The organism is Hymenobacter daeguensis (genome assembly GCF_054780555.1).
Genome location: NZ_BAAGWC010000001.1, coordinates 100,168 through 120,220, shown reverse-complemented (window position 1 = coordinate 120,220; position 20,053 = coordinate 100,168). Strand labels below are relative to the sequence as shown.

Genomic DNA, 20,053 nt, shown 5'->3' with positions numbered 1-20,053 from the left:
TCTTCATTCCTCATTCCTCATTCCTCATTAAGGAATGGACCAAACCAAACTATTCACCGATACCAGCCTGGCGTGCAGCAAGCTCATCACGGGGCGCTACAGCACCTCGTTCACGCTCGGCATTCGCACCCTCGACAAGGCGCTGCACCTGCCGGTGTATGCCGTGTATGGCTTCGTGCGCTGGGCCGACGAGATAGTTGATACTTTCCACGACCACGACAAAGCGGCGCTGCTGGCCGATTTCCGCCGGCAGACCTACGAGGCGCTGGAAACCGGCCTGAGCTTCAATCCGGTGCTGCACTCGTTTCAGCACGTGGTGCGCCGCTACGGCATTGACCGCGAGTTTATTGAGGCGTTTCTGCACAGCATGGCGATGGACCTGGAGGACCATCGCTACCACCCCGACCTCTACAACGAGTACATCTACGGCTCGGCCGAAGTGGTGGGGCTGATGTGCCTGCGCGTCTTCTGCGATGGCGACGCGGCCCTGTTTGAGCGCCTGCGCAAACCCGCCTGCCGGCTGGGCGCGGCCTTTCAGAAGGTGAATTTTCTGCGCGACATCCGGTCCGATTACGAGGAGCGGGGCCGGGTGTATTTCCCCGGGGTCGTGTATCAGCGGTTCAACGATGCGACCAAAAGCGAGATTGAAGCCGATATCAAAGCAGATTTTGAAGCCGCCTACGCGGGCATTCAGCAGCTGCCGCGCTCGGCAAAGCTGGGCGTGTACCTGGCGTATGTGTACTACCTGAAGCTGTTTTACAAGATTAAAAAACTGCCGGCGGCGCGCATTCTGGGCGAGCGGGTGCGCGTGCCCGACAACACCAAGCTGCTGCTGCTGCTGGGCTCGTATTTCCGCTACCGGCTGTCGCGGATTTAGCCGGTTCGGGCTGAGTTGTCGTATGCATCTGCGGGCTGCTTTTTTGGGCCAGCCCGGGCAAAAACCTGAATTGTTTGGCGCCAGGGTTAGTTTTGCGGCTATGAATGGTTTTATTCGATGGACACTCGGGGCGGTGATAGTGCCGGTGATGTGCGGCTTCGCGCCCACGCACCAGCCTGCTGCGTCAGCGTCTGCGGCTTTTTTTGCTACCTCTTTCTCCTCCACGCATTTGTCAACATCTCCTTTCCACCCCGCCGCCCTGCGCCGCCACTTCGAGCAGGCCTCTGCCGATAAAGCCGCCGGCGAAAAGTTCTATAAGCTCCTGGCCGACTACAAAGAGCGCGACGCGCTGGTGCTGGGCTACAAAGCCGCTTCCGAAGCCATTCGCGCCCGCGATGCTTCCATGTTCAACAAGCTCACCTACGTGCAGGACGCCGCCCGCACCTTCGAGCAAGCCGTGAGCCTCGACCCGCAAAACCCGGAAATCCGCTTCCTGCGCTTCTCCGTAGAGAGCAACCTGCCGCCTTTTCTCGGCCTGAGCAAGCACGTGGACGAGGACAAGGAGCTGCTGCTCAACGCCGCCCTCGGCCACCCCCATTCCGGCCTCGATGCCGAAGCCTTCCGCGCGGTGCGCAGCTTTCTGGTGGGCCGGGGCCACGTGAGCGACACCGATGCCCAGCGCCTGAGCAAAGTGGCCGAATAGCAGTGCCCCGTGGCAGCAGCGGGCCCCGCCGCACAAGCGTTGGCTGGCGCGGCGGGGCCTGGTGCTGCCTTCACCGGATGCGACACTTACTCTTCTGCCTGCTGCTGCTAAAGCTGACCGCTGCGCCGGCCCAGGTACTTGTTTCGGGCCGGCTGGTTGATGAAAAGCAGCAGCCCGTGCCCTACGCCAGCATTGCCCTGGCCGATGGCCGCACCGGCACGGCCAGCAACGAAGTGGGCGAGTTCAGCCTGAAGCTGCCCGCCCTGCCGCAATTGCTCACGGTGCTCAGCATCGGCTACGAGCGGACCACGGTGCCGGTGACGCAGGCGGGGCCGCTGCCGGCCGCCATTTTGCTGCGGGCCAGCGCCGTGCAGCTGCCCGAAGTGACCGTGCGCGCCAATGGCGAAGCCGAAGAGCTGGTGCGCCGCTGCTACGCCAAACTGCTGCGCCACCGCGCCGACGTGCAGTATGGCCGCGCCTTCTACCGCCAGAAAACCCAGCAGAACGGCCGCTGCCGCGAGTTTTTCGATGCCTTCTACGATGTGAAGCTCACGCCGCGCAACATGCCCAGCTGGGTGCTGGGCGAGGCGCGCTACGCCCTCACCAGAGGTGGCCTGAGCTTCACCAACTTCTCGGCCATTGCCCGCCACCTGCCGGTGTTCATCGTGCCCAACGACGAGCCGCACAAAACGGCCTTGCCGCTCAGCCCCGACGGTCTGGCCCGGTTCACCTTCGTGCTGCGCCAGACCCTGCGCGAGCAGGGCCGCGAGCTGGCCGTGGTAGATTTTGCCCCGCGCACCGGCACCGGCCAGGCCACCCGGGGCAGCCTCTACATCGACCCGCGCACGGCCTCCCTGTTTCGCATCGACCAGGAGCTGCCCGCCGCCCAGATGTTCAACCTGGGCAGCAGCGCCACCGTGCAGCAGGAGCGGGCCACGGCCCGCATGGTGTCCGACTTCGCGGTTTATCAGGACTCGCTCACGCGCCTGGCCAGCACCCGCACCACCGCTACCATCAACCTGCTGGTGCAGGGCTTCAGCGACGAAACCACCGTCAGCTCGTACTTCTTTTTCTACGAATACGGCCCGCCGACCCCGGGCGAGCGGTACCCCGCCACCGACCGGCAGGCTGCAGATTTGAGCCTGATTCGCAAGCGGCGCTACAACCCGCAGTTCTGGCGCGACAATGCCGTGATAAAAGCAAGCCCGATTGAGGAAGGAATCATTCAGGATTTTGAAGGTCAGAAGGTATTTGGCAATCTGAACTAGCGCCAACCTGCGTATTTTCGGACCAATGGGCCCAAACAGCGCAACCTTAACCGGGCCTTTGCGGTTAATCCTGGCGTATGCCTGCATTGCACCTCAGTGTTCGAATCGACCCCAACTCCGGCTTTTGCTTTGGCGTGATTTACGCCATCCAAATGGCCGAAGACCTGCTCGATGAGCAAGGCTACCTCTATTGCCTGGGCGACATCGTGCACAACGACGAAGAGGTGCAGCGCCTCGAAGCCCGGGGCCTGCGCATCATCTGCCACGAAAAGCTCGCCGAACTGCGCAACGAAGCTGTGCTCATCCGGGCCCACGGCGAGCCGCCGGCCACCTACCAGATGGCGCTGGAAAACAACCTGACCCTGATTGACGCCAGCTGCCCGGTGGTGCTTAAGCTGCAAAACCGCATCAAGTCCAGCTTCGACCGCAAGGAGAAGATTTTCATCTACGGCAAGCACGGCCACGCCGAAGTGCTGGGCCTGCTGGGCCAGACCAGCGGCGAGGCTGTGGTGTTTGAAAACCTGACCGAGCTGCTCAGCCACGAGCTGCCCGAAAACATCACCCTCTACAGCCAGACCACCAAAAGCACCAATAGCTTTTACAGCATCAAAAACGAGCTGGAAGAGCGTGGCTATCAGGTGAATGCCAACGATACCATCTGCCGGCAGGTGAGCAACCGCGACAAGGACCTGCGCCGCTTCGCCACGCAATACGACCACATCATGTTCGTGTCGGGCACCAAAAGCTCCAATGGCAAAGTGCTCTACAACGTGTGCCTGGAAACCAATCCGCAGACGCGCTTCATCTCGAACGTGGCCGAAATCGATTCCGCGTGGTTCCAGCCGGGGCAGTCGGTGGGCATCTGCGGGGCCACCAGCACCCCCATGTGGCTGATGGAGCAGGTGCGCGACCGCCTGCTGACCCTCTAGCTGTCCGCCGCCGTGACGCCGACTTTGCCTCTGAAAAAAGTAGCGCCCACACCCATCGGCACCACCGGCGTGGCCATTGGCGGGCTGGTAATACTGGCCTGGGCCAGCCTGCTGGCCTACCTGCTGGCGTGGTACCAACCCAATTGGCATTCGCCCGCGCCCTATCTGCTGGCGCTGCTGCAAACCCACCTCTACACCGGCCTGTTCATCACCGCACACGATGCCATGCACGGTGTGGTGAGCCCCAATAAGCGGCTAAATAACGGTCTCGGCACATTGGCAGCCGGCCTGTTTGCCTACAACTGGTTTCCCGGCCAGCTGCCCAAGCACCACGCGCACCACCGCCACGTGGGCACCGAAGACGACCCCGACTTTCACGACGGCCGCCACCCCGGCTTTCTGCCCTGGTTCCTGCGCTTCGCCTGGAACTACGTGACCTGGTGGCAGGTGCTGCTGATGGCCGCTACCTACAACGTGCTGAAGCTGTTTTTCCCGCAGGTCAACGTCATTGCCTTCTGGATGATACCGGCCGTGCTGGCCACGTTTCAGCTGTTCTTCTTCGGCACTTACCTGCCGCACCGGGGCGAGCACGCGCCCGACAATCCGCATAAGTCGCGCAGCCAGTTTCGGCACCATTTGTGGGCATTTGCGAGCTGCTATTTCTTTGGCTATCACTACGAGCACCACGACCAGCCGTACCTGCCGTGGTGGCGCTTGTGGCGGGCGAAGGCCTAGCGCCCGGTCATTGCGAGCGGAGCGCGGCAGTCCGTCCTGTCAAGGCCAGCCCCTTTGAAGCGTGAAAAGCCCCGGTACTGCATCAGCACCGGGGCTTTACGTATTAAAAAGGCTTTATCACCACTCACGACAGGTCACGTTGGGAGGACGGATTGCTCCGCTCCGGCTCGCAATGACCGGCGCGTTCGTTAGTGCACGGCGTTCGTCTTCTTGCAGCAGTCCGGCAGGCGGTTGTAGGCGCGGGCATCGGCGGTGAGGTCGTCGGCATCGTAGCCGGTTTTCTGCACGGCGGTGCGCAGGGCGGCGGGCGTGGTTTTATCCGCCTTGTAGGTCACGGTGAGGACTTTGGTGGGCACATCGAGCGAGGCGCTTTGCACGCCTTTCTCATAGGCCAGGCTTTTCTCGATGCGGGCTTTGCACATGTCGCACACGGCCGAGGTCTTGAACTGCACCGTGGCGAGGCCCGAAGTAGCCGCCTGTACTGCGGCCGGGGCCGCCGACTGCGCAGCGGCGGCAAAATTCAGAAGCGCGAAAAAGGGAAGGGCGAGGAGGAATTTCATAATCAACGAGAGGGTTGGGGTGAGGCAGTCACAACAAATTTGCTGCCGAAAAAATTGGGAACGAGCCGGCCGATGCCGTTCAGCGGGTGAGCTATTCGATGCGGTAGCGCAGGCCGGCGTAGGTGAGGCGGCCGTACACCGGGCCCCACACCATGGCGGCATCAAAGGTCGGCCCGAAGGGATTCGCCGCGCCTTCAATGGGATTGGGCTGGCGGTAGTTGGCGAGGTTTTCGAGGCCCGCGTACACTTCCAGCCGCTTGAAGGCACGGGTAATCTGGGTATTGAGCAGGGCGTAGCGGGGGGCAGTGGAGGGCGAGTATTCCTGCCCGCTGCCGTGCTGGTGCGAGTCGGAAACGTGCGCCACCGGGCGCTGCCCAAACCACTGCACCGTGAAATCGGCCCGCCACTTATCGAAGGCGCTGGCGTAGCCCAGGTTCAGGAACGCCCGGTGCGCGGGCGTGAGGGGCTTGGGCAGCAGGATGTTGTCGTAGGTGGTCCGCACATCGAGGTATTTATAGGCGCTCTTCACCTGCAGCCCTTTCAGCGGCTCAAGCTGCAGCTCGCCCTGCAGGCTGCGGGCGTAGGACCGGCCGCCGGCCTGCAGGTTGCCAATCTCAATAATGCTCGGCGACGTGTACATATCGGCCACCACCTGGTTCTGGAATTCGGTGTGGTAATAATCGACCACCAGCGTGGCCGGCCGGTTCAATACCGTAAAATACTGGGTGGCGCTGCCGCCAAAATTCCAGGCCTTTTCGGGCCGCAGGTTGGGGCTGATGACGAACTCGCGGGCGCTGGCCAGCATGGCGGCGTTGTCGGCCACGGGGTTGGCCACGCGGAAGCCGCTGCCGGCGGCCAGGCGCAGCACGGTGTTTTTGAGCACGTCGTACTTCAGGTTGAGGCGGGGCGTCACCTGCCAGCCGTAGAGGTTGTGGTGGTCGGCGCGCAGGCCCGCTACCAGCGTCAGGTTGCGGCTGTTCTGGTAGGTGTACTCGGCAAAAGCGCCGGGCACCAGCTCGCGGCGGGTGCGGTGCTCGCGGGCGTCGATGTCGGCCGGGGTATCGGTCACGTAGGTGCGGCCGTCGCGCAGGCGCTCGTCGTAGTTGTCGTACAGAAAGCTCAGCCCGGTGCGGTACACGTGCGCCGTGTTGCCGATGGCGCTCTGAAACAGCAGCGTCGCCAGGCCGGTGCGCTGGGTGCCGTCGTAGCTGCGCGAGGTGCGGTTGGTAACGAGGTAGGGCGGCAGGCTGGGGTCGTGGTCGGTGTGCAGGCTCTGGTAGCCGTAGGAGTAGCGCGAGGTAAAATCGTGGTTGGTGCCGCTCAGCAGCAGGCCCAGGCTCTGGAACGGCCGCGAGGGCCAGGTGTAGGAGGTCTTGGCGTAGCCGGTGTAGCGGGTGGTGGCCTGCGTGGTGCCGTAGCGCTGCGTGAAAGCGGCCGGGCCGGTATCCCGAAACTCCAGCTGGCCGCCCTGCCGGGTTTCGCGCAGCGCGCCCAGCCCCACTTCGCTCACAAAACCAGTTCCCGAGATGTACTTCCACTTATTAAAGGCATTGAACTGCGTGGCCAGCGGCAAATCCAGAAAGCCGTCCTGGTTGCGGTCCACGCGGTTGCCGAGGTGGTCGGTGTGCAGCAGCAGCACGGTGCTCCATTTGGGGCTGATGCGGGCCGACGTGTTCAGGTTGACGTCGAATTTGCCGAGGTCGTTGCCGTAGATGTTGAACAGCAGCTGGTCAGTTTTTTCGGGTTCCTTCAGCTTCACGTTCACCTGCCCCGAAATGGCCTCGTAGCCGTTCACCACCGAGCCCGTGCCCTTGATAATCTCAATGTTCTCAATCCACGGCCCGGCCAGGTAGCCCAGGCGGTAGGGGGCCGCCAGCCCGCGCAGGGCCGGCTGGTTGTCCACGGTCAGCAGCGAGTAGCTGCCGTCCAGCCCGAGCAGTTGAATCTGTTTAGCGCCCGACACCGCGTCCGAAGTCGTGACTTCCACCGAGGCATTGGTTTCGAAGCTCTCGGCCAGGTTGCAGCAGGCCGATTTGGTCAGGTCGCGGCTCGAAATCAGCTGCGCGTTGGCCGGCGTGATGGCCGAGTAAGCCGGGCCGCGTGCCGTCACGGTCACCTCGCCCAGCTCTTGGCCGGCCTTCAGAGCTATCCGCAGATAAGGCGTGCCGGCAGTAGGCACAACGATGGTATCGGGCGCGTAGCCCAGCGCCTGCACCGCCAGCCGCGACGCCGCCCGCGCCGGCCGCACCAGCGTAAAGCGCCCCGTTGCATCGGTTGTCGTGGTAATGACCGGCGCACTGGCATCCGGCGCATCGAAGAGCAGGCGCAGCACCGCGCCGGGTAGGGGAGTGGCCTTGCCGGCCTCCGTCACTTCGCCCCGTACCGGCGCAATGGCCGACGACTGCGCTGCCACCCATCCCGGCCGTAAGCCGAACGCTAAGAGCAGGAAAAAGCAAAAGCGCGGGAATCTCCCGCCTGAAGGTTTCATATCGTCTGTAAGTTAGGTATTTCTGAAAATAGTGACACCGCAGTAGCGCGCCCACCAGCCCACAGCCAGTAATATGGCCCCGGACACATTCAGAAAAACCTATACCACCAGCGTGCAGACGAACGTCAGCAGCCCGCGCCCGCCCAGGGGCGGGGGCGAAGAATCGGCCGCGAACCAGCGCGCCCCACCGTCGTGCAGCGGCGCTGCTACGGCTGGTTTCGGCCAGCTCAAAACCAGGGTTTCCACCGCCAGCAGCGGGGCCGGAACCATAATTTTGCTGGCCAGCGCGTGGGTGGGCAGCGAGAGCTTGTGGACCTGCTTGCTGAAATCGCAGCAGTTGTCCTTGGCGGCCGGGGTGGCGGGGGCCTGCCCGCCGGTGCAGCCGCGCAGGTCGGCCCGGCCGGCTACCGAAACGGCCACCGTGCTGCGCCCACTCATGCGGCAGGTCAGGCGCTGCACCGTGAGGCCCACCGAAGTAGTGAGCACCAGCACGGCCAGCAGCAGGCTGACGAAGCGACGGAACCGGGAATGAGGACGCATTGCATCGGCAAAGATACGGCCCGGCATCAGTGGATGAGCGTATGAAAATCGGCCCGTCAGGGTGCATTATCCGGCCGTAGCCTGCCTGGGTGCGGGGCTTGTGCAAACGTCTGCCAATTTGGCAAAGCGAACGATTAACATCCCCCAAAGTAGCCTGATTGAAACCGGAAACCCGAAAAAAGCGGTTTTAAACGCGAATTAGAGGGTTTTGCAATTGTGGTAGGAAATGGTAAATCGTGGTTGATTTTCGGGAGGGTTCCCGTACATTTGCCAATGTCGCCGTTCTCCCACCCGGTGGCCTGTGCCCATGAACCTGCTCTCCGGCGAATACGAATGCAAGCTCGACCCCAAGGGGCGGCTGGTATTGCCGGCCAAGGTGAAGGGCAACCTGCCCGAGCAGTCCGGCAACCAGCTGGTGCTGGTGCGCGGCTTCGAGCCCTGCCTGGTGCTGTACCCGCGGGCTGCCTGGCGCGTTATTCACGAAAAGGTGATGGCCCTGGACGAGTTCAACGAGGAATACCGGCAGTTTCAGCGCAACTTTTTTCGGGGAATGACCGAAGTAGAGCTCGACAGCATCAGCCGTTTTATGCTGCCGCGCACCATGCTGCGCTACGCGGGCATTGAGAAGGAGGCCATTATTGTGGGGCTGGGCAACCGCTGCGAAATCTGGGACCCGGCCCGCTACGACGAGTTCCTCATCAAGGACCAGCAGAGCTTTAGCAAGCTGGCCCAGAAGTTTTTATCAACCGACACCCCGCCGCTCGGCGGCCTGGCCGCATGAGCACGACCGAATACGACAACGACCAGGCCTACCACCGCCCCGTGATGCTGGCCCAGTGCCTGGCCGGCCTCGACCTGCGGCCGGACGGCCGCTACGTCGACGTCACCTTTGGCGGGGGCGGCCACTCGGCCCGCATTCTGGAAAAGCTGACCACCGGCCATCTGTTCAGCTTCGACCAGGATGCCGATGCCGAAGCCGAAGCCGTGAAGCTGAAACGGCCGCAATTTACATTTGTAAAGGCTAACTTTCGGGAGCTACTATCTGAATTAGAGCAGCTTGGAGGCGTGCCGGTGGATGGGCTGCTGGCCGACCTTGGCGTAAGCTCGCACCAGTTCGACACGCCGGAGCGGGGGTTCTCGACCCGTTTCGACGGCCCGCTCGATATGCGGATGGACCCCAATGGCCCCCTTACGGCAGCCGATATTCTCAACGATTACAAGGAAGCCGACCTGCACCGCATCTTCGGCATGTACGGCGAAGTGACCAATGCCCGCACCCTGGCTCAGACCGTGGGCGCGGCCCGGCGCGGCCGGCGGCTCGAAACCATTGCCGAACTCAAGCAGGCCATTCAGCCCTGCACGCCGCGTGGCAAGGAGAACAAGTACCTGGCCCAGGTTTTTCAGGCTTTGCGCATTGAGGTGAACCAGGAAATGCAGGCTTTGCAGGAAATGCTGCTGCAAACGGCCGACGTGCTGCGCCCCGGCGGCCGGCTGGTGGTGATGAGCTACCACTCATTGGAAGACCGGCTAGTGAAGAACTTCATTGCGAAGGGCAAGTTTTTTGGGGAAGTCGAAAAAGACTTCTTTGGCAATGAGAGCAAGCCGTTTGAGGCCCTGAACCGCAAGCCCGAGGAAGCCGACGCGGCCGAAGTGGCGCTGAACAGCCGGGCCCGGAGTGCTAAATTGCGGGTTGCAATCAGAAAATAGGAGATAAAAATGGCCGCAAATACGCTCCGTCCCACCGACAGCCCGCGCCGCGCCAACGTGCCCCGCCCGGTAGCCGCGCCCGAGCCGGAGGTGCTGCCCCTGCCCCCCGTGGCCGAAGAAGTGGCCCCCGAGCCCGAACCCATTCCCGAGCCGGCTCCGAAACGCGAAAAGCGCGTGCGTCAGACGGCCGTTGAAGCGGCGCCGCGCAGCTCGTGGAGCATCTTCTCGCTGCTGGACCGGGTGACGAGCGTGGACAGCCTGTTTCGGGACGGGCTGCCGGTGCGCTACCTGCCCAAGCTGCTGTTTGTGATGCTGCTGGTGCTGCTCTACATCGGCAACACGCACTACGGCAACCGCATGAACCGCAACATTCAGCGCCTCAAGCAGGAAACCGAGGATTTGCGCGCCGACTACACCACCCTGAAATCGGACTACATGGAGGCCAGCAAGCAGAGCGAGGTGGCCCGCAAAGTAGCCGCCATCGGGCTGGTGGAAAGCTCGTCGCCGCCCTTCCGCATCACCGTGCCGGCCGGCCACCTCGATGCGGCCGAGCTGGAGCTGATGCCCGTGCTCACGGCCGACACGCTGGCCGCCCGCGCCGCCCGCGACTCCATTGCGGCCGTGCAAGCCGATGCGAAAGCCGGCCGCCGCCGTTCGGCCGATGAGGGCGACGTGGACAGTGGCCCCGAAATCATTGCACCGCCGCAAGCCCTCGATGGCGACTCTGCCCAGGCCGCCGCGCCTGAAGCGCACCGCGCGGTGGGCGCCCACGCAGCCCCGGCCAGGTCAGCCCACAAAGCAGCTCCTAGGAAGGCTGCCCCCACAACCAGTAAAGCGAAGGCAAAAAAGCCCGACAGTAAGCAAAAGGTACAAAAGGGTACAAAGGTGTCTAAAAGTAAATCGGCAGATAGGCAGAAAGTTAAAGCTCATTCCCGATGAAAGGAAGTGTTAAAAAGTCGATAGTAACGCGCGTACGGCTGGCCTTTTTGGGGGTAGCCGTATTCTCGTGTGCCATTTTCTGGAAGGCGACCAAGATTCAGTTTCAGGAAGGGGCCAAGTGGCGGGCGCTGGAGCAGGAGCGGCGCATCAGCTACCAGTCGGTGCCGGCTACGCGGGGTAATATTTACTCTGACAATGAGAGTATTATGGCTACCTCGCTGCCATTCTATCGGGTAGCCTGGGACCCTGGCGTGGTAGAAGATGGGGTTTTTAAAACCGGCGTCGACTCGCTGGCCTGGCACTTGTCGCACTTTTTTCAGGACCGGAGCGTGCAGGAATACAAGCGCCGGCTAACGAATGCCCGCACGGCCAGGCAGCGCTACATCCGTCTCAACTCCCGGCAAATCAACTTTCAGGAGAAGAAGATGATGGCGCACTGGCCCGTATTTCGGGAGCGGCGCAACCGGGGCGGGGCCATTTTTGAGAAAGTGGACAAGCGCTTCCGGCCCTTCGGCGGGCTGGCGCAGCGCACCATTGGCTTCGTGAACGAAGACCACCACGGCGCGGGCCTGGAATACACGTTTGAGCAAAGCCTGGCCGGCAAGCCGGGCGAGGCGCTGTTTGAGCGGGTGCCGGGCGGCGTGAAGCCCGTGTACGACGGTACCGAAATCAAGCCCCTGCCGGGCTACGACGTGAAAACCACGCTCGACATCAACCTGCAGGACGTGGCCGAAAATGCCCTCTACAAGTCGCTGGTGGATAACAACGCCCAGTACGGCTGCGTGATTCTGATGGAAGTGGCCACCGGCGAAATCAAGGCCGTGGCTAACCTGGGCAAGGCCTCGGACGATACTTATAAGGAAGACTACAACTACGCCTTCGCCGACCAGGGCCGCACCGAGCCGGGCTCCACGTTCAAGCTGGCGTCGATGATGGCCTTGTTTGAGGCGCGGCCCGAGGTGAGCCTCGACGACATGGTGGACACCGGCAACGGCCGCATGTACGTGGGCGGGGCCGTGAAATCGGACTCGCACGGCTACGGCCGCATCACGGTGCAGCAGGTGTTTGAGAAGTCGAGCAACATCGGCGTGGCCAAGCTGGTAGACAAATATTTCTCCGGCAACCCCACCGAGTACACCGATTACCTGAAAAAATTTGGCCTCGACAAGCCGCTGGGCTTCCAGATGGCGGGCGAAGCGGTGCCCTACGTGAAAGACCCCAAGGACCGCAGCTGGAGCCGCACCTCGCTCACCACCATGAGCATCGGCTACGAGCTGAAGCTGGCCCCGCTGCAAACGCTGGCCATGTACAACGCCGTGGCCAACGGCGGCGTGAAGGTGCAGCCCATGATTGTGCGCGAAATCAAGCAGGCCGACCAGGTGCTGCTGCACAACGAAACCAAGGTACTGAACCCAAAAATCTGCTCCGACGCCACTCTGGCCAAGCTGAAGTCGATGATGGAGGGCGTGGTCATTGCCGGCACGGCCCGCAGCATCCGGCCCAAGGACTACGGCATTGCCGGCAAAACCGGCACGGCCTGGAAGTTCAAAAACGGCCAGTACACCAAGACGTATTCGACCAGCTTCTGCGGCTATTTCCCCACCGACAAGCCCAAGTACAGCTGCATTGTGGTGGTGGACTCGCCCCGCAACGGCCGCATCTACGGGGCCGATGTGGCCGCCCCGGTGTTCCGCGAGGTGGCCGACAAGTGCATGGCCCGCGACCTGCTCAGCCAGCGCCCGCTGCTGGCCAAGGCCCGCCTCAACAAGAGCCACGTGCCGCTGGTGCGCGCCGGCATGCAGGACGAGCTGGCGCTGGTGTGCCAGAAGCTGGGCCTGGCCGGCAACACGCAGGCCACCGGCGGCGAGGAGTGGGTGCGCGCCGCCTCCGATACCGCGTTTCATGCCCGCACCGTGGCCTTGGTTGAAAACACGAGCGTGCGGCCCAACCGCGTGCCGCAGGCTCGGGGCCTGAGCCTGCGCGATGCCTTGTTTTTGCTCGAAAACCGGGGCCTGCACGTGCGGGCCATTGGCACGGGCCGGGTGCGGGAGCAGTCCATTGCGCCGGGCACGCCCGTGAAGCGTGGCGAGCTGATAACCCTCACGCTGGCCGAAACCGGCCCGCGCCTGGCCGCCCCCATTGCCCTGCCCGAGCCGGAGCACACCGACCTCGCCGAAAACAAGCTGCTAGTGCCCGTGGAGCTGGAGTCGGCCAGCAAGCCGCGCAAATCATTCGCCGACGGCGAAAAAGCCAAAGTAGGGCCCAAAGCGCCCGAACGCTCGGCCGGCGTGAAGCCAAATGCCAAACCGGCCAGCAAACCCGCTGCCACGGCAGGCAAGCCGAAGGAAACAGCGGCCAGCTCGCCGAAGACTTCACCAAAAAACACCGGCAAGGCCAACGAAACGCCTCGTCAATCAACTCCCGGCAAGCCGGCAAAAAAGCCCGCGTCGCCCAAGCCCGCGGTGCGCCGTGCCTGAACCAGTTAACGGTGATGAGTCAGGAGCCGATGCTTGCTGCCCGGCAGCATTAAACTCTCAACTCAACACTCTTAACTCCTAACTCCCCGCATGATTTCCCTTCCGCTCTTTTCCCTGCTCACCGACGTTGCCGTGCTCACCCAGCACGGCCCCACCGATGTGCCCATTACCGGCCTCACCCTCGACTCGCGGGAGGCCGGGCCGGGCGTGGCCTTTTTTGCCCTGCGCGGCACCGCCACCGATGGCCATAAGTTTATTGACGGTGCGGTTGAAAAGGGCCTGGCGGCGGTTATCTGCGAAGCGCTGCCGGCCACGCTGAACCCGGCCACGGCTTACGTGGTGGTTAATGACAGCGCCGAAGCCCTGGGCCACATGGCCGCCGCGTTTCACGGGCATCCGTCGCGGCAGCTGCAGCTGGTGGGCGTGACCGGCACCAACGGCAAAACCACCTGCGCCACGCTGCTGCACAAGCTGCTGCGCGAGCTGGGCTACCACTGCGGCCTGCTCAGCACGGTGCAGAATCAGATTGACGAGGAGGTGATTCCGAGCACCCACACCACGCCCGACGCCATCCGGCTGAATGCGCTGCTGGCCCGCATGGTGGCCGCCGGCTGTACCCACGCCTGCATGGAAGTGAGCAGCCATTCGGTGGCGCAGCACCGCATCACGGGCCTGCGCTTTGCGGGCGGGATGTTTACCAACCTCACCCACGACCACCTCGACTACCATGGCACCTTCGACAACTACCTGAAAGCTAAAAAGGGCTTTTTCGATGCGCTGCCCAAAACCGCCTTCGCCCTCACCAACGCCGACGACAAGCGCGGCCCGGTGATGCTGCAAAACACCGCCGCCCGCCGCGAAACCTACTCGCTGCGCGGAGCCGCCACCTTCCGCGCCAAGCTGGTGGCCAATGAAGTCCACGGCCTGCACCTCGAAATCGACGGCCGCGAAATCCTGTTCCGCCTCATCGGCGTGTTCAACGCCTACAACCTGCTGGCCGTGTACGGCGCGGCCGTGCTGCTGGGAGAGGACCCCACCGAAGTCCTGACCATCCTCTCGGGGCTGACCACCGCGCCCGGCCGCTTCGAGCCGGTGGTGTCGGAGGGCCAGCGCATCACCGGCATCGTCGATTACGCCCACACGCCCGACGCGCTGGAAAACGTGCTCCAGACCATCCACGAAATCCGGCAGCCCAGCCAGCGCATCATCACGGTGGTGGGCTGCGGCGGCAACCGCGACGCGGCCAAGCGCCCCATCATGGCCAACCTGGCCGCGCGGCTGTCCGACAAAGTCATCCTGACCTCCGACAACCCGCGCTTCGAAGACCCGCTGGAAATTCTGGCCCAGATGCAGGCCGGCGTCACCGCGCCCGATTCGGCCAAGGTGCAGACCGTGCCCGACCGCCGCGAAGCCATCGAAAGCGCCGTGCGCCTGGCTGGCCCCAACGATATTGTGCTGGTGGCTGGCAAAGGCCACGAAAATTATCAGGAAATTCGCGGCGTGAAGTCGCATTTCGATGATAAGGAGGTGCTGACCGACATTTTTTCAGAACTAAACAAATAGTCCGTTATGCTGCGTGTGGTTCGTCCGCCATCCTTCGCTGCGCTCAGGATGACGGACGGATTTCAGCTAACCAACCCGATTCTCTGACCTCCTCGAATGCTCTATTACCTCTTCCGTTACCTGCACGACCATTTTCACCTGCCCGGCACCGGGGTGTTTCAGTACACCACGTTCCGGGCCGGGCTGGCGGTGGTTATTTCCCTGCTCATCGCCCAGACGTTTGGCCACCGCCTCATTCGGGTGCTGCAACGCAAGCAGGTGGGCGAAAGCATTCGCGACCTGGGCCTGCAAGGGCAAAATGAGAAGAAGGGCACGCCCACGATGGGCGGCCTCATCATCATTCTGGCCATTCTGGTGCCGGTGCTGCTGTTGGCCCGGCTGCGCAATATCTACATCATCCTCATGCTGCTGAGCACGGTATGGCTGGGCTTGATTGGCTTCCTCGACGACTACATCAAGGTCTTTCGCAAGAACAAGGAAGGGCTGAGCGGCCGGTTCAAAGTATTGGGCCAGGTGGGCCTGGGCATCACGGTAGGCTGGGTGCTGTTTTACAGCAACGAAGTGACGGTGCGCGAGTACCTGCTGCCCAATGGGCAGTTTTCGGCCATCGAGGCCAGCAAGGTTTTCAAAGACGTGCACCTGATGATTACCACCGTGCCGTTCATGAAGAACAACGAGCTGAACTACGGCGACTTATTCGCCACGGCGGGCACGTTCTTCAACGGCCTGTACGGCTTCCTCTACATCCCCATCGTCATCTTCCTGATTACGGCCGTGAGCAACGGCGCCAACATCACCGACGGCCTCGACGGGCTGGCGGCCGGCACTTCGGCCATCATCGGGGTCACGCTGGCCATCTTCGCCTTCGTGAGCGGCAACGCGCTGCTGGCCGATTACCTGGACGTCATGTTCATTCCGGACTCCGGCGAGCTGGTTATTTTCTGTACGGCCTTCGTGGGGGCATGCATCGGGTTTTTGTGGTATAACTCCTACCCGGCGCAGGTTTTTATGGGCGACACGGGCTCGCTGGCGCTGGGCGGCATCATTGCCACGCTGGCGCTCATCGTGCGCAAGGAGCTGCTGATTCCGGTGCTGTGCGGCATTTTCCTGATTGAAAACCTGTCGGTTATCGTGCAGGTGAGCTACTTCAAATACACCCGCAAGAAGTACGGCGAAGGCCGCCGCCTGCTGCGCATGTCGCCGCTGCACCACCACTACCAGAAGCTGGGCTACCACGAGTCCAAAATCGTGTCGCGCTTCTGGATTGTCGGCATCATGCTGGCCGTCATCACCCTGGTTACGCTCAAATTGCGCTAATGATGAGAATTGAGACAATGAGCGCTGAGAAGTGAGCCGGGAGCTGCACTGAAGGCTGTTGTATCAACTTATTATCCCACTTCTCATATCTCACCATCCCATGTCTAACATTGTCATCCTCGGAGCGGCCGAAAGCGGCGTAGGCGCCGCCCTGCTGGCCCAGGCCAAAGGCCACACGGTGTTCGTGTCGGACCGTGGCGCTATTCAGCCCGACTACAAGGCGCAGCTCACCCGGGCCGGTATCGAATTTGAAGAAAATCAGCACACGCTGGAGCGCGTACTGCAAGCCGATGAGGTAGTGAAAAGCCCCGGCATTCCGGAGAAAGCGCCGGTTATTCAGGCGCTGCGGGAGCAGAAAATTCCGGTTATTTCGGAGATTGAGTTTGCCGGCCGCTACACCCGGGCCAGGTGCATCTGCATCACGGGCACCAACGGCAAAACGACCACCACGCTGCTCACCTACCACTTGCTGAAGGAAGCCGGCCTGAGCGTGGGCCTGGCCGGCAACGTGGGCTACTCGCTGGCCGAGCAGGTGATTGAGGACAAGTTCGATTACTACGTGGTGGAAATGAGCAGCTTTCAGCTCGACGACACCCACGATTTCCAGCCGTGGATTGCCATGCTGCTCAACATCACGCCCGACCACCTTGACCGGTACGGCTACTCGCTGGAGCAGTACGCCATGGCCAAGCTGCGCATTGTGCGCAACCAGGACAGCAGCGGCACCTTCATCTACAACGCCGACGACGAGAACATTCAGCGCTACTTCAAGTCGGCGCTGCGGCCGGTGCACCAGATGCCCTTCAGCCTGCACCATCGGCCTGATACCCACCTGGCGGCCTACTACGAAACCGAAGACCTGATATGCCTGGACCTGCTGCCCGGCTACTACAGCCCGACGGAAGAAATCAGCACGGCCAACTCGCCGCTTATCGGCCAGCACAACCGCCAGAACATGATGGCGGCCATTATTGCCGCCCGCGTGGCCGGCCTCAGCCGGGTTCAGATTGAAACCGCGCTGGCCACCTTCGAGAATGCCGACCACCGCCTGCAGCTGGTGGGCGAGATTGACGGCGTGCGCTACATCAACGACAGCAAGGCCACCAACGTGGAAGCCGCCTGGTACGCCCTCGATGGCATTCACCAGCCCATTGTCTGGATTGCGGGCGGCACCGACAAAGGCAACGACTACAGCAGCCTGCTCAACCTGGCCCAGCACCGCGTGAAGGCCCTCATCTGCCTGGGCGTGGACAACGCCAAGCTCCACGCCGCCTTCGACAGCGTGGTGCCGCAGGTGGAAGAAACCCAAAGCATGGCCGATGCCGTGGCCCGCGCCGCCGCCCACGCCGCTCCCGGCGACGTGGTGTTGCTCTCGCCCTGCTGCGCCAGCTTCGACCTGTTCAAAAACTACGAGGACCGGGGCCGGCAGTTTATTCAATGCGTGAGCGAGCGAATGGGGAAATGAGCGCCTGCTTCGGCAAGCGTCTCATCCTCAAAGCTATTCACCCAATCAATCCTTCACCCATTCACCCATTGTCATGAAAGACTGGCTGCAACGCAACCTCAAGGGCGACCCCATTCTCTGGGCCATCGTGCTGCTGTTTTCCTTCATCAGCATTGCCGTGGTGTACTCGGCCACCGGCACGCTGGCATATAAGAAGATGAACGGCAACACCGAAGCCTTCCTCTTCAAGCACTCCAGCCTGATTTTTGTGGGGTTGGGCTGCATGTGGCTTGCGCACCGCATCGACTACCGCCACTACTCGCGGCTGTCGCTCTACGCGCTGCTGGTGTCGGTGCCGTTGCTGTTGTTCACGTTCTTCATGGGCGGCGAAACCAACGGTGCCTCGCGCTGGATGACCATTCCGGTTATCAACCAAACCTTTCAGCCGTCGGATTTGGCCAAGCTGGCCCTGATTTCGCACCTGGCCAGCATGCTCAGCCGCCGGCAGCAGCACCTCGACGATTTTAAGTCGACGCTGCTTCCGGTGATGCTGTGGGTGGGCACCATCTGCAGCCTCATCATTCTGAGTAACGCTTCCACGGCGCTGCTGCTGTTTGCCACCTGCATGCTGCTGATGTTCATCGGCCGGGTGCCGCTCAAGCACATGGCCGTGATGGTGGGCATTTTCGTGGTGCTGGGCGGGGCCGGCCTGGCGGCGGGCCAGCGCCTGGGCACCGTGATGTCGCGCGTCACCAACTTCACCGACAAGACCAAGAAAACACCCTTTCAGCTCGAGCACAGCTACATTGCCATTGCCACGGGCGGCATTGCGGGCAAAGGCCCCGGCAAGAGCACTGAGCGCAACATTCTGCCGCACCCGTACTCCGACTTCATCTACGCCGTCATCATCGAAGAATACGGCCTGCTGGGCGGCGCGGTGGTGCTGTTTCTTTACCTGGCCTTCCTCTACCGGGGGCTGAAAACGGTGATGAACAGCTACGGGGCATTCGGCGGGCTGCTGTCGGCGGGGCTGAGCTTTAGCCTCGTGCTGCAGGCGCTGGTGAACATGGGCGTGGCCGTGGGCCTGGGCCCCATCACCGGCCTGCCGCTGCCGCTGCTGAGCATGGGCGGCACCTCGCTCATTTTCACGGGCATCAGCATCGGCATCATCCTGGCCGTGAGCCGGGGCGAGCGCGAGCTTCGGCCCATGACCGGCGAGCCCGACGACACGGCCCGCATCCCCAGCCAGCGGGCGGCGTATGCGTAAATGCCTTAAATTGAAAGGCCATGCTAACAGACCTTCATGCTTCGGCTGCGCTCAGCATGAAGGTCTGAATATGACGTTCTTCTTTCCATGACTAATTCCCCACTTCGTTTCATCATCTCCGGCGGCGGCACGGGCGGGCACATTTTCCCGGCCGTGGCCATTGCCAATGAGCTGCGCCGCCGCCTGCCCGAGGCCGAAATCCTCTTCGTGGGGGCCAACGGCCGCATGGAGATGACGCGCGTGCCCGAAGCCGGCTATAAAATTGTAGGCCTGGATATTACCGGCCTGCAGCGCCGCCTCACGCCGCAGAACCTCCTGTTCCCGGTGCGCGTGTTCCGCTCGGTGCGCAAGGCCGGCAAGCTGATTGAGGAGTTTCGGCCCGATGCCGTGGTGGGCGTGGGGGGCTATGCCTCGGCTCCGGTGCTGCTGGCGGCTACGTCGCGGGCCATTCCCTCGCTCATCCAGGAGCAGAATTCCTACGCCGGGCTGGTGAACAAGCTGCTGGCCAAGCGGGTGAACAAAATCTGCGTGGCCTACGACGGCATGGAGAAGTTCTTTCCGGCCGAGAAGCTGGTGCTCACCGGCAACCCCGTTCGCACCGAAATTGCCAGCGGCGACCGCGCCGAAGCCCTGAAGTTCTTCGGCCTCGACCCCAACAAGCAAACGCTGCTGGTGGTAGGCGGCAGCCTCGGCGCCCGCACCCTCAACCAGGCCACGGCCGCCGCGCTGCCGCGCCTGCGCGAGGCCGGCATTCAGCTGCTCTGGCAAACCGGCAAGCTCTATTTCCCCGAAGCCCGGCAGCAGGCCGAAGCCCACCAGGAAGCCAACCTGCACGCCCTCGAGTTCATCAAGCGCATGGACCTGGCCTACGCGGCGGCCGATGTTGTCATCAGCCGCGCCGGGGCCTTGTCCGTGTCGGAGCTCTGCCTCACGGGCAAGGCCAGCATCCTGGTGCCCTCGCCCAACGTGGCCGAGGACCACCAGACCAAAAACGCCCTGGCGCTGGTCAGCAAAGGGGCCGCCGTGCTCATCACCGATGAGCACGCGCCCGCCCGCCTCTACGACGAAGCCCTGCGCCTCCTCGCCGACCCCGGGCGCCAGGAGCAGCTCAGCGCCCGCGTGCGCGAGCTGGCCCGGCCCGCTGCCACCGTCACCATCGTGGATGAGCTGCTGAAGCTGTTGAAAAAGGCATGACGCAATTACAAAACGAACGTCACGCAGTGCGTTGCATGACGGCTT

Annotated in this window: 17 protein-coding genes; 14 read left to right on the top strand and 3 right to left on the bottom strand. The window is 62.7% G+C overall.

Annotated elements, in window-relative coordinates; genetic code table 11:
• Positions 1-34: 34 nt before the first annotated feature.
• The 5 genes from ACYVHT_RS00510 (at position 35) to ACYVHT_RS00490 (ending at position 4,512) form a co-directional block, all read left to right on the top strand.
• Complete coding sequence (locus tag ACYVHT_RS00510; protein ID WP_460546837.1) at positions 35-877, top strand: phytoene/squalene synthase family protein; 843 nt, start codon at positions 35-37, stop codon at positions 875-877.
• 229 nt (positions 878-1,106) lie between these two features.
• The gene (locus tag ACYVHT_RS00505) at positions 1,107-1,580 is read left to right on the top strand and encodes a hypothetical protein (protein WP_460546835.1); all 474 of its coding nucleotides are present in this window, start codon (positions 1,107-1,109) and stop codon (positions 1,578-1,580) included.
• A 77-nt stretch (positions 1,581-1,657) separates the two neighbouring features.
• A complete protein-coding gene (locus ACYVHT_RS00500) occupies positions 1,658-2,848 on the top strand; it encodes a peptidase associated/transthyretin-like domain-containing protein (RefSeq protein WP_460546833.1) in 1,191 nt (396 codons plus the stop codon).
• Between the two features lie 77 nt (positions 2,849-2,925).
• Positions 2,926-3,777 (top strand): 4-hydroxy-3-methylbut-2-enyl diphosphate reductase, encoded by an 852-nt coding sequence (locus tag ACYVHT_RS00495; RefSeq protein ID WP_460546831.1) that lies wholly within the window; start codon positions 2,926-2,928, stop codon positions 3,775-3,777.
• A 12-nt stretch (positions 3,778-3,789) separates the two neighbouring features.
• Positions 3,790-4,512: a fatty acid desaturase gene (locus tag ACYVHT_RS00490; RefSeq protein WP_460546829.1), complete on the top strand. Its 723-nt coding sequence runs from the start codon at positions 3,790-3,792 to the stop codon at positions 4,510-4,512.
• 188 nt (positions 4,513-4,700) lie between these two features.
• Here ACYVHT_RS00490 and ACYVHT_RS00485 read toward each other — a convergent pair whose 3' ends face one another.
• The 3 genes from ACYVHT_RS00485 to ACYVHT_RS00475 all read right to left on the bottom strand — a co-directional run bounded on the left by ACYVHT_RS00485 (position 4,701) and on the right by ACYVHT_RS00475 (position 8,100).
• Positions 4,701-5,072, bottom strand: a complete 372-nt coding sequence (locus tag ACYVHT_RS00485; protein WP_460546827.1) for a heavy-metal-associated domain-containing protein — start codon at positions 5,070-5,072, stop codon at positions 4,701-4,703.
• Positions 5,073-5,163: 91 nt separating this feature from the next.
• Positions 5,164-7,560, bottom strand: a complete 2,397-nt coding sequence (locus tag ACYVHT_RS00480) for a TonB-dependent receptor (protein ID WP_460546826.1) — start codon at positions 7,558-7,560, stop codon at positions 5,164-5,166.
• A 99-nt stretch (positions 7,561-7,659) separates the two neighbouring features.
• Complete coding sequence (locus ACYVHT_RS00475) at positions 7,660-8,100, bottom strand: hypothetical protein (RefSeq protein WP_460546824.1); 441 nt, start codon at positions 8,098-8,100, stop codon at positions 7,660-7,662.
• 307 nt (positions 8,101-8,407) lie between these two features.
• Here ACYVHT_RS00475 and mraZ point away from each other — a divergent pair, with 307 nt between their 5' ends.
• From mraZ to murG, 9 genes are all read left to right on the top strand, one after another.
• A complete protein-coding gene (mraZ, locus tag ACYVHT_RS00470; RefSeq protein ID WP_460546822.1) occupies positions 8,408-8,881 on the top strand; it encodes a division/cell wall cluster transcriptional repressor MraZ in 474 nt (157 codons plus the stop codon).
• Complete coding sequence (gene rsmH, locus ACYVHT_RS00465; protein WP_460546820.1) at positions 8,878-9,807, top strand: 16S rRNA (cytosine(1402)-N(4))-methyltransferase; 930 nt, start codon at positions 8,878-8,880, stop codon at positions 9,805-9,807. The genes mraZ and rsmH overlap by 4 nt, the downstream gene beginning before the upstream one ends.
• Before the next feature lie 9 nt (positions 9,808-9,816).
• Positions 9,817-10,746, top strand: a complete 930-nt coding sequence (locus ACYVHT_RS00460; protein ID WP_460546818.1) for an FtsL-like putative cell division protein — start codon at positions 9,817-9,819, stop codon at positions 10,744-10,746.
• Positions 10,743-13,223 (top strand): penicillin-binding protein, encoded by a 2,481-nt coding sequence (locus ACYVHT_RS00455; RefSeq protein WP_460546816.1) that lies wholly within the window; start codon positions 10,743-10,745, stop codon positions 13,221-13,223. Before ACYVHT_RS00460 ends, ACYVHT_RS00455 begins: the two co-directional genes overlap by 4 nt.
• A 90-nt stretch (positions 13,224-13,313) precedes the next feature.
• A complete protein-coding gene (locus ACYVHT_RS00450; protein WP_460546813.1) occupies positions 13,314-14,786 on the top strand; it encodes a Mur ligase family protein in 1,473 nt (490 codons plus the stop codon).
• A 96-nt stretch (positions 14,787-14,882) separates the two neighbouring features.
• On the top strand, positions 14,883-16,103 hold the full coding sequence (gene mraY / locus ACYVHT_RS00445; RefSeq protein ID WP_460546811.1) for a phospho-N-acetylmuramoyl-pentapeptide-transferase: 1,221 nt from the start codon (positions 14,883-14,885) through the stop codon (positions 16,101-16,103).
• Between the two features lie 100 nt (positions 16,104-16,203).
• Positions 16,204-17,568, top strand: a complete 1,365-nt coding sequence (gene murD, locus ACYVHT_RS00440; RefSeq protein WP_460546810.1) for a Mur ligase family protein — start codon at positions 16,204-16,206, stop codon at positions 17,566-17,568.
• Positions 17,569-17,641: 73 nt separating this feature from the next.
• Complete coding sequence (locus ACYVHT_RS00435) at positions 17,642-18,814, top strand: FtsW/RodA/SpoVE family cell cycle protein (protein WP_460546808.1); 1,173 nt, start codon at positions 17,642-17,644, stop codon at positions 18,812-18,814.
• 87 nt (positions 18,815-18,901) lie between these two features.
• Positions 18,902-20,008, top strand: coding sequence for a UDP-N-acetylglucosamine--N-acetylmuramyl-(pentapeptide) pyrophosphoryl-undecaprenol N-acetylglucosamine transferase (murG, locus tag ACYVHT_RS00430; RefSeq protein WP_460546806.1), 1,107 nt, complete (start codon positions 18,902-18,904; stop codon positions 20,006-20,008).
• Positions 20,009-20,053: the final 45 nt, after the last annotated feature.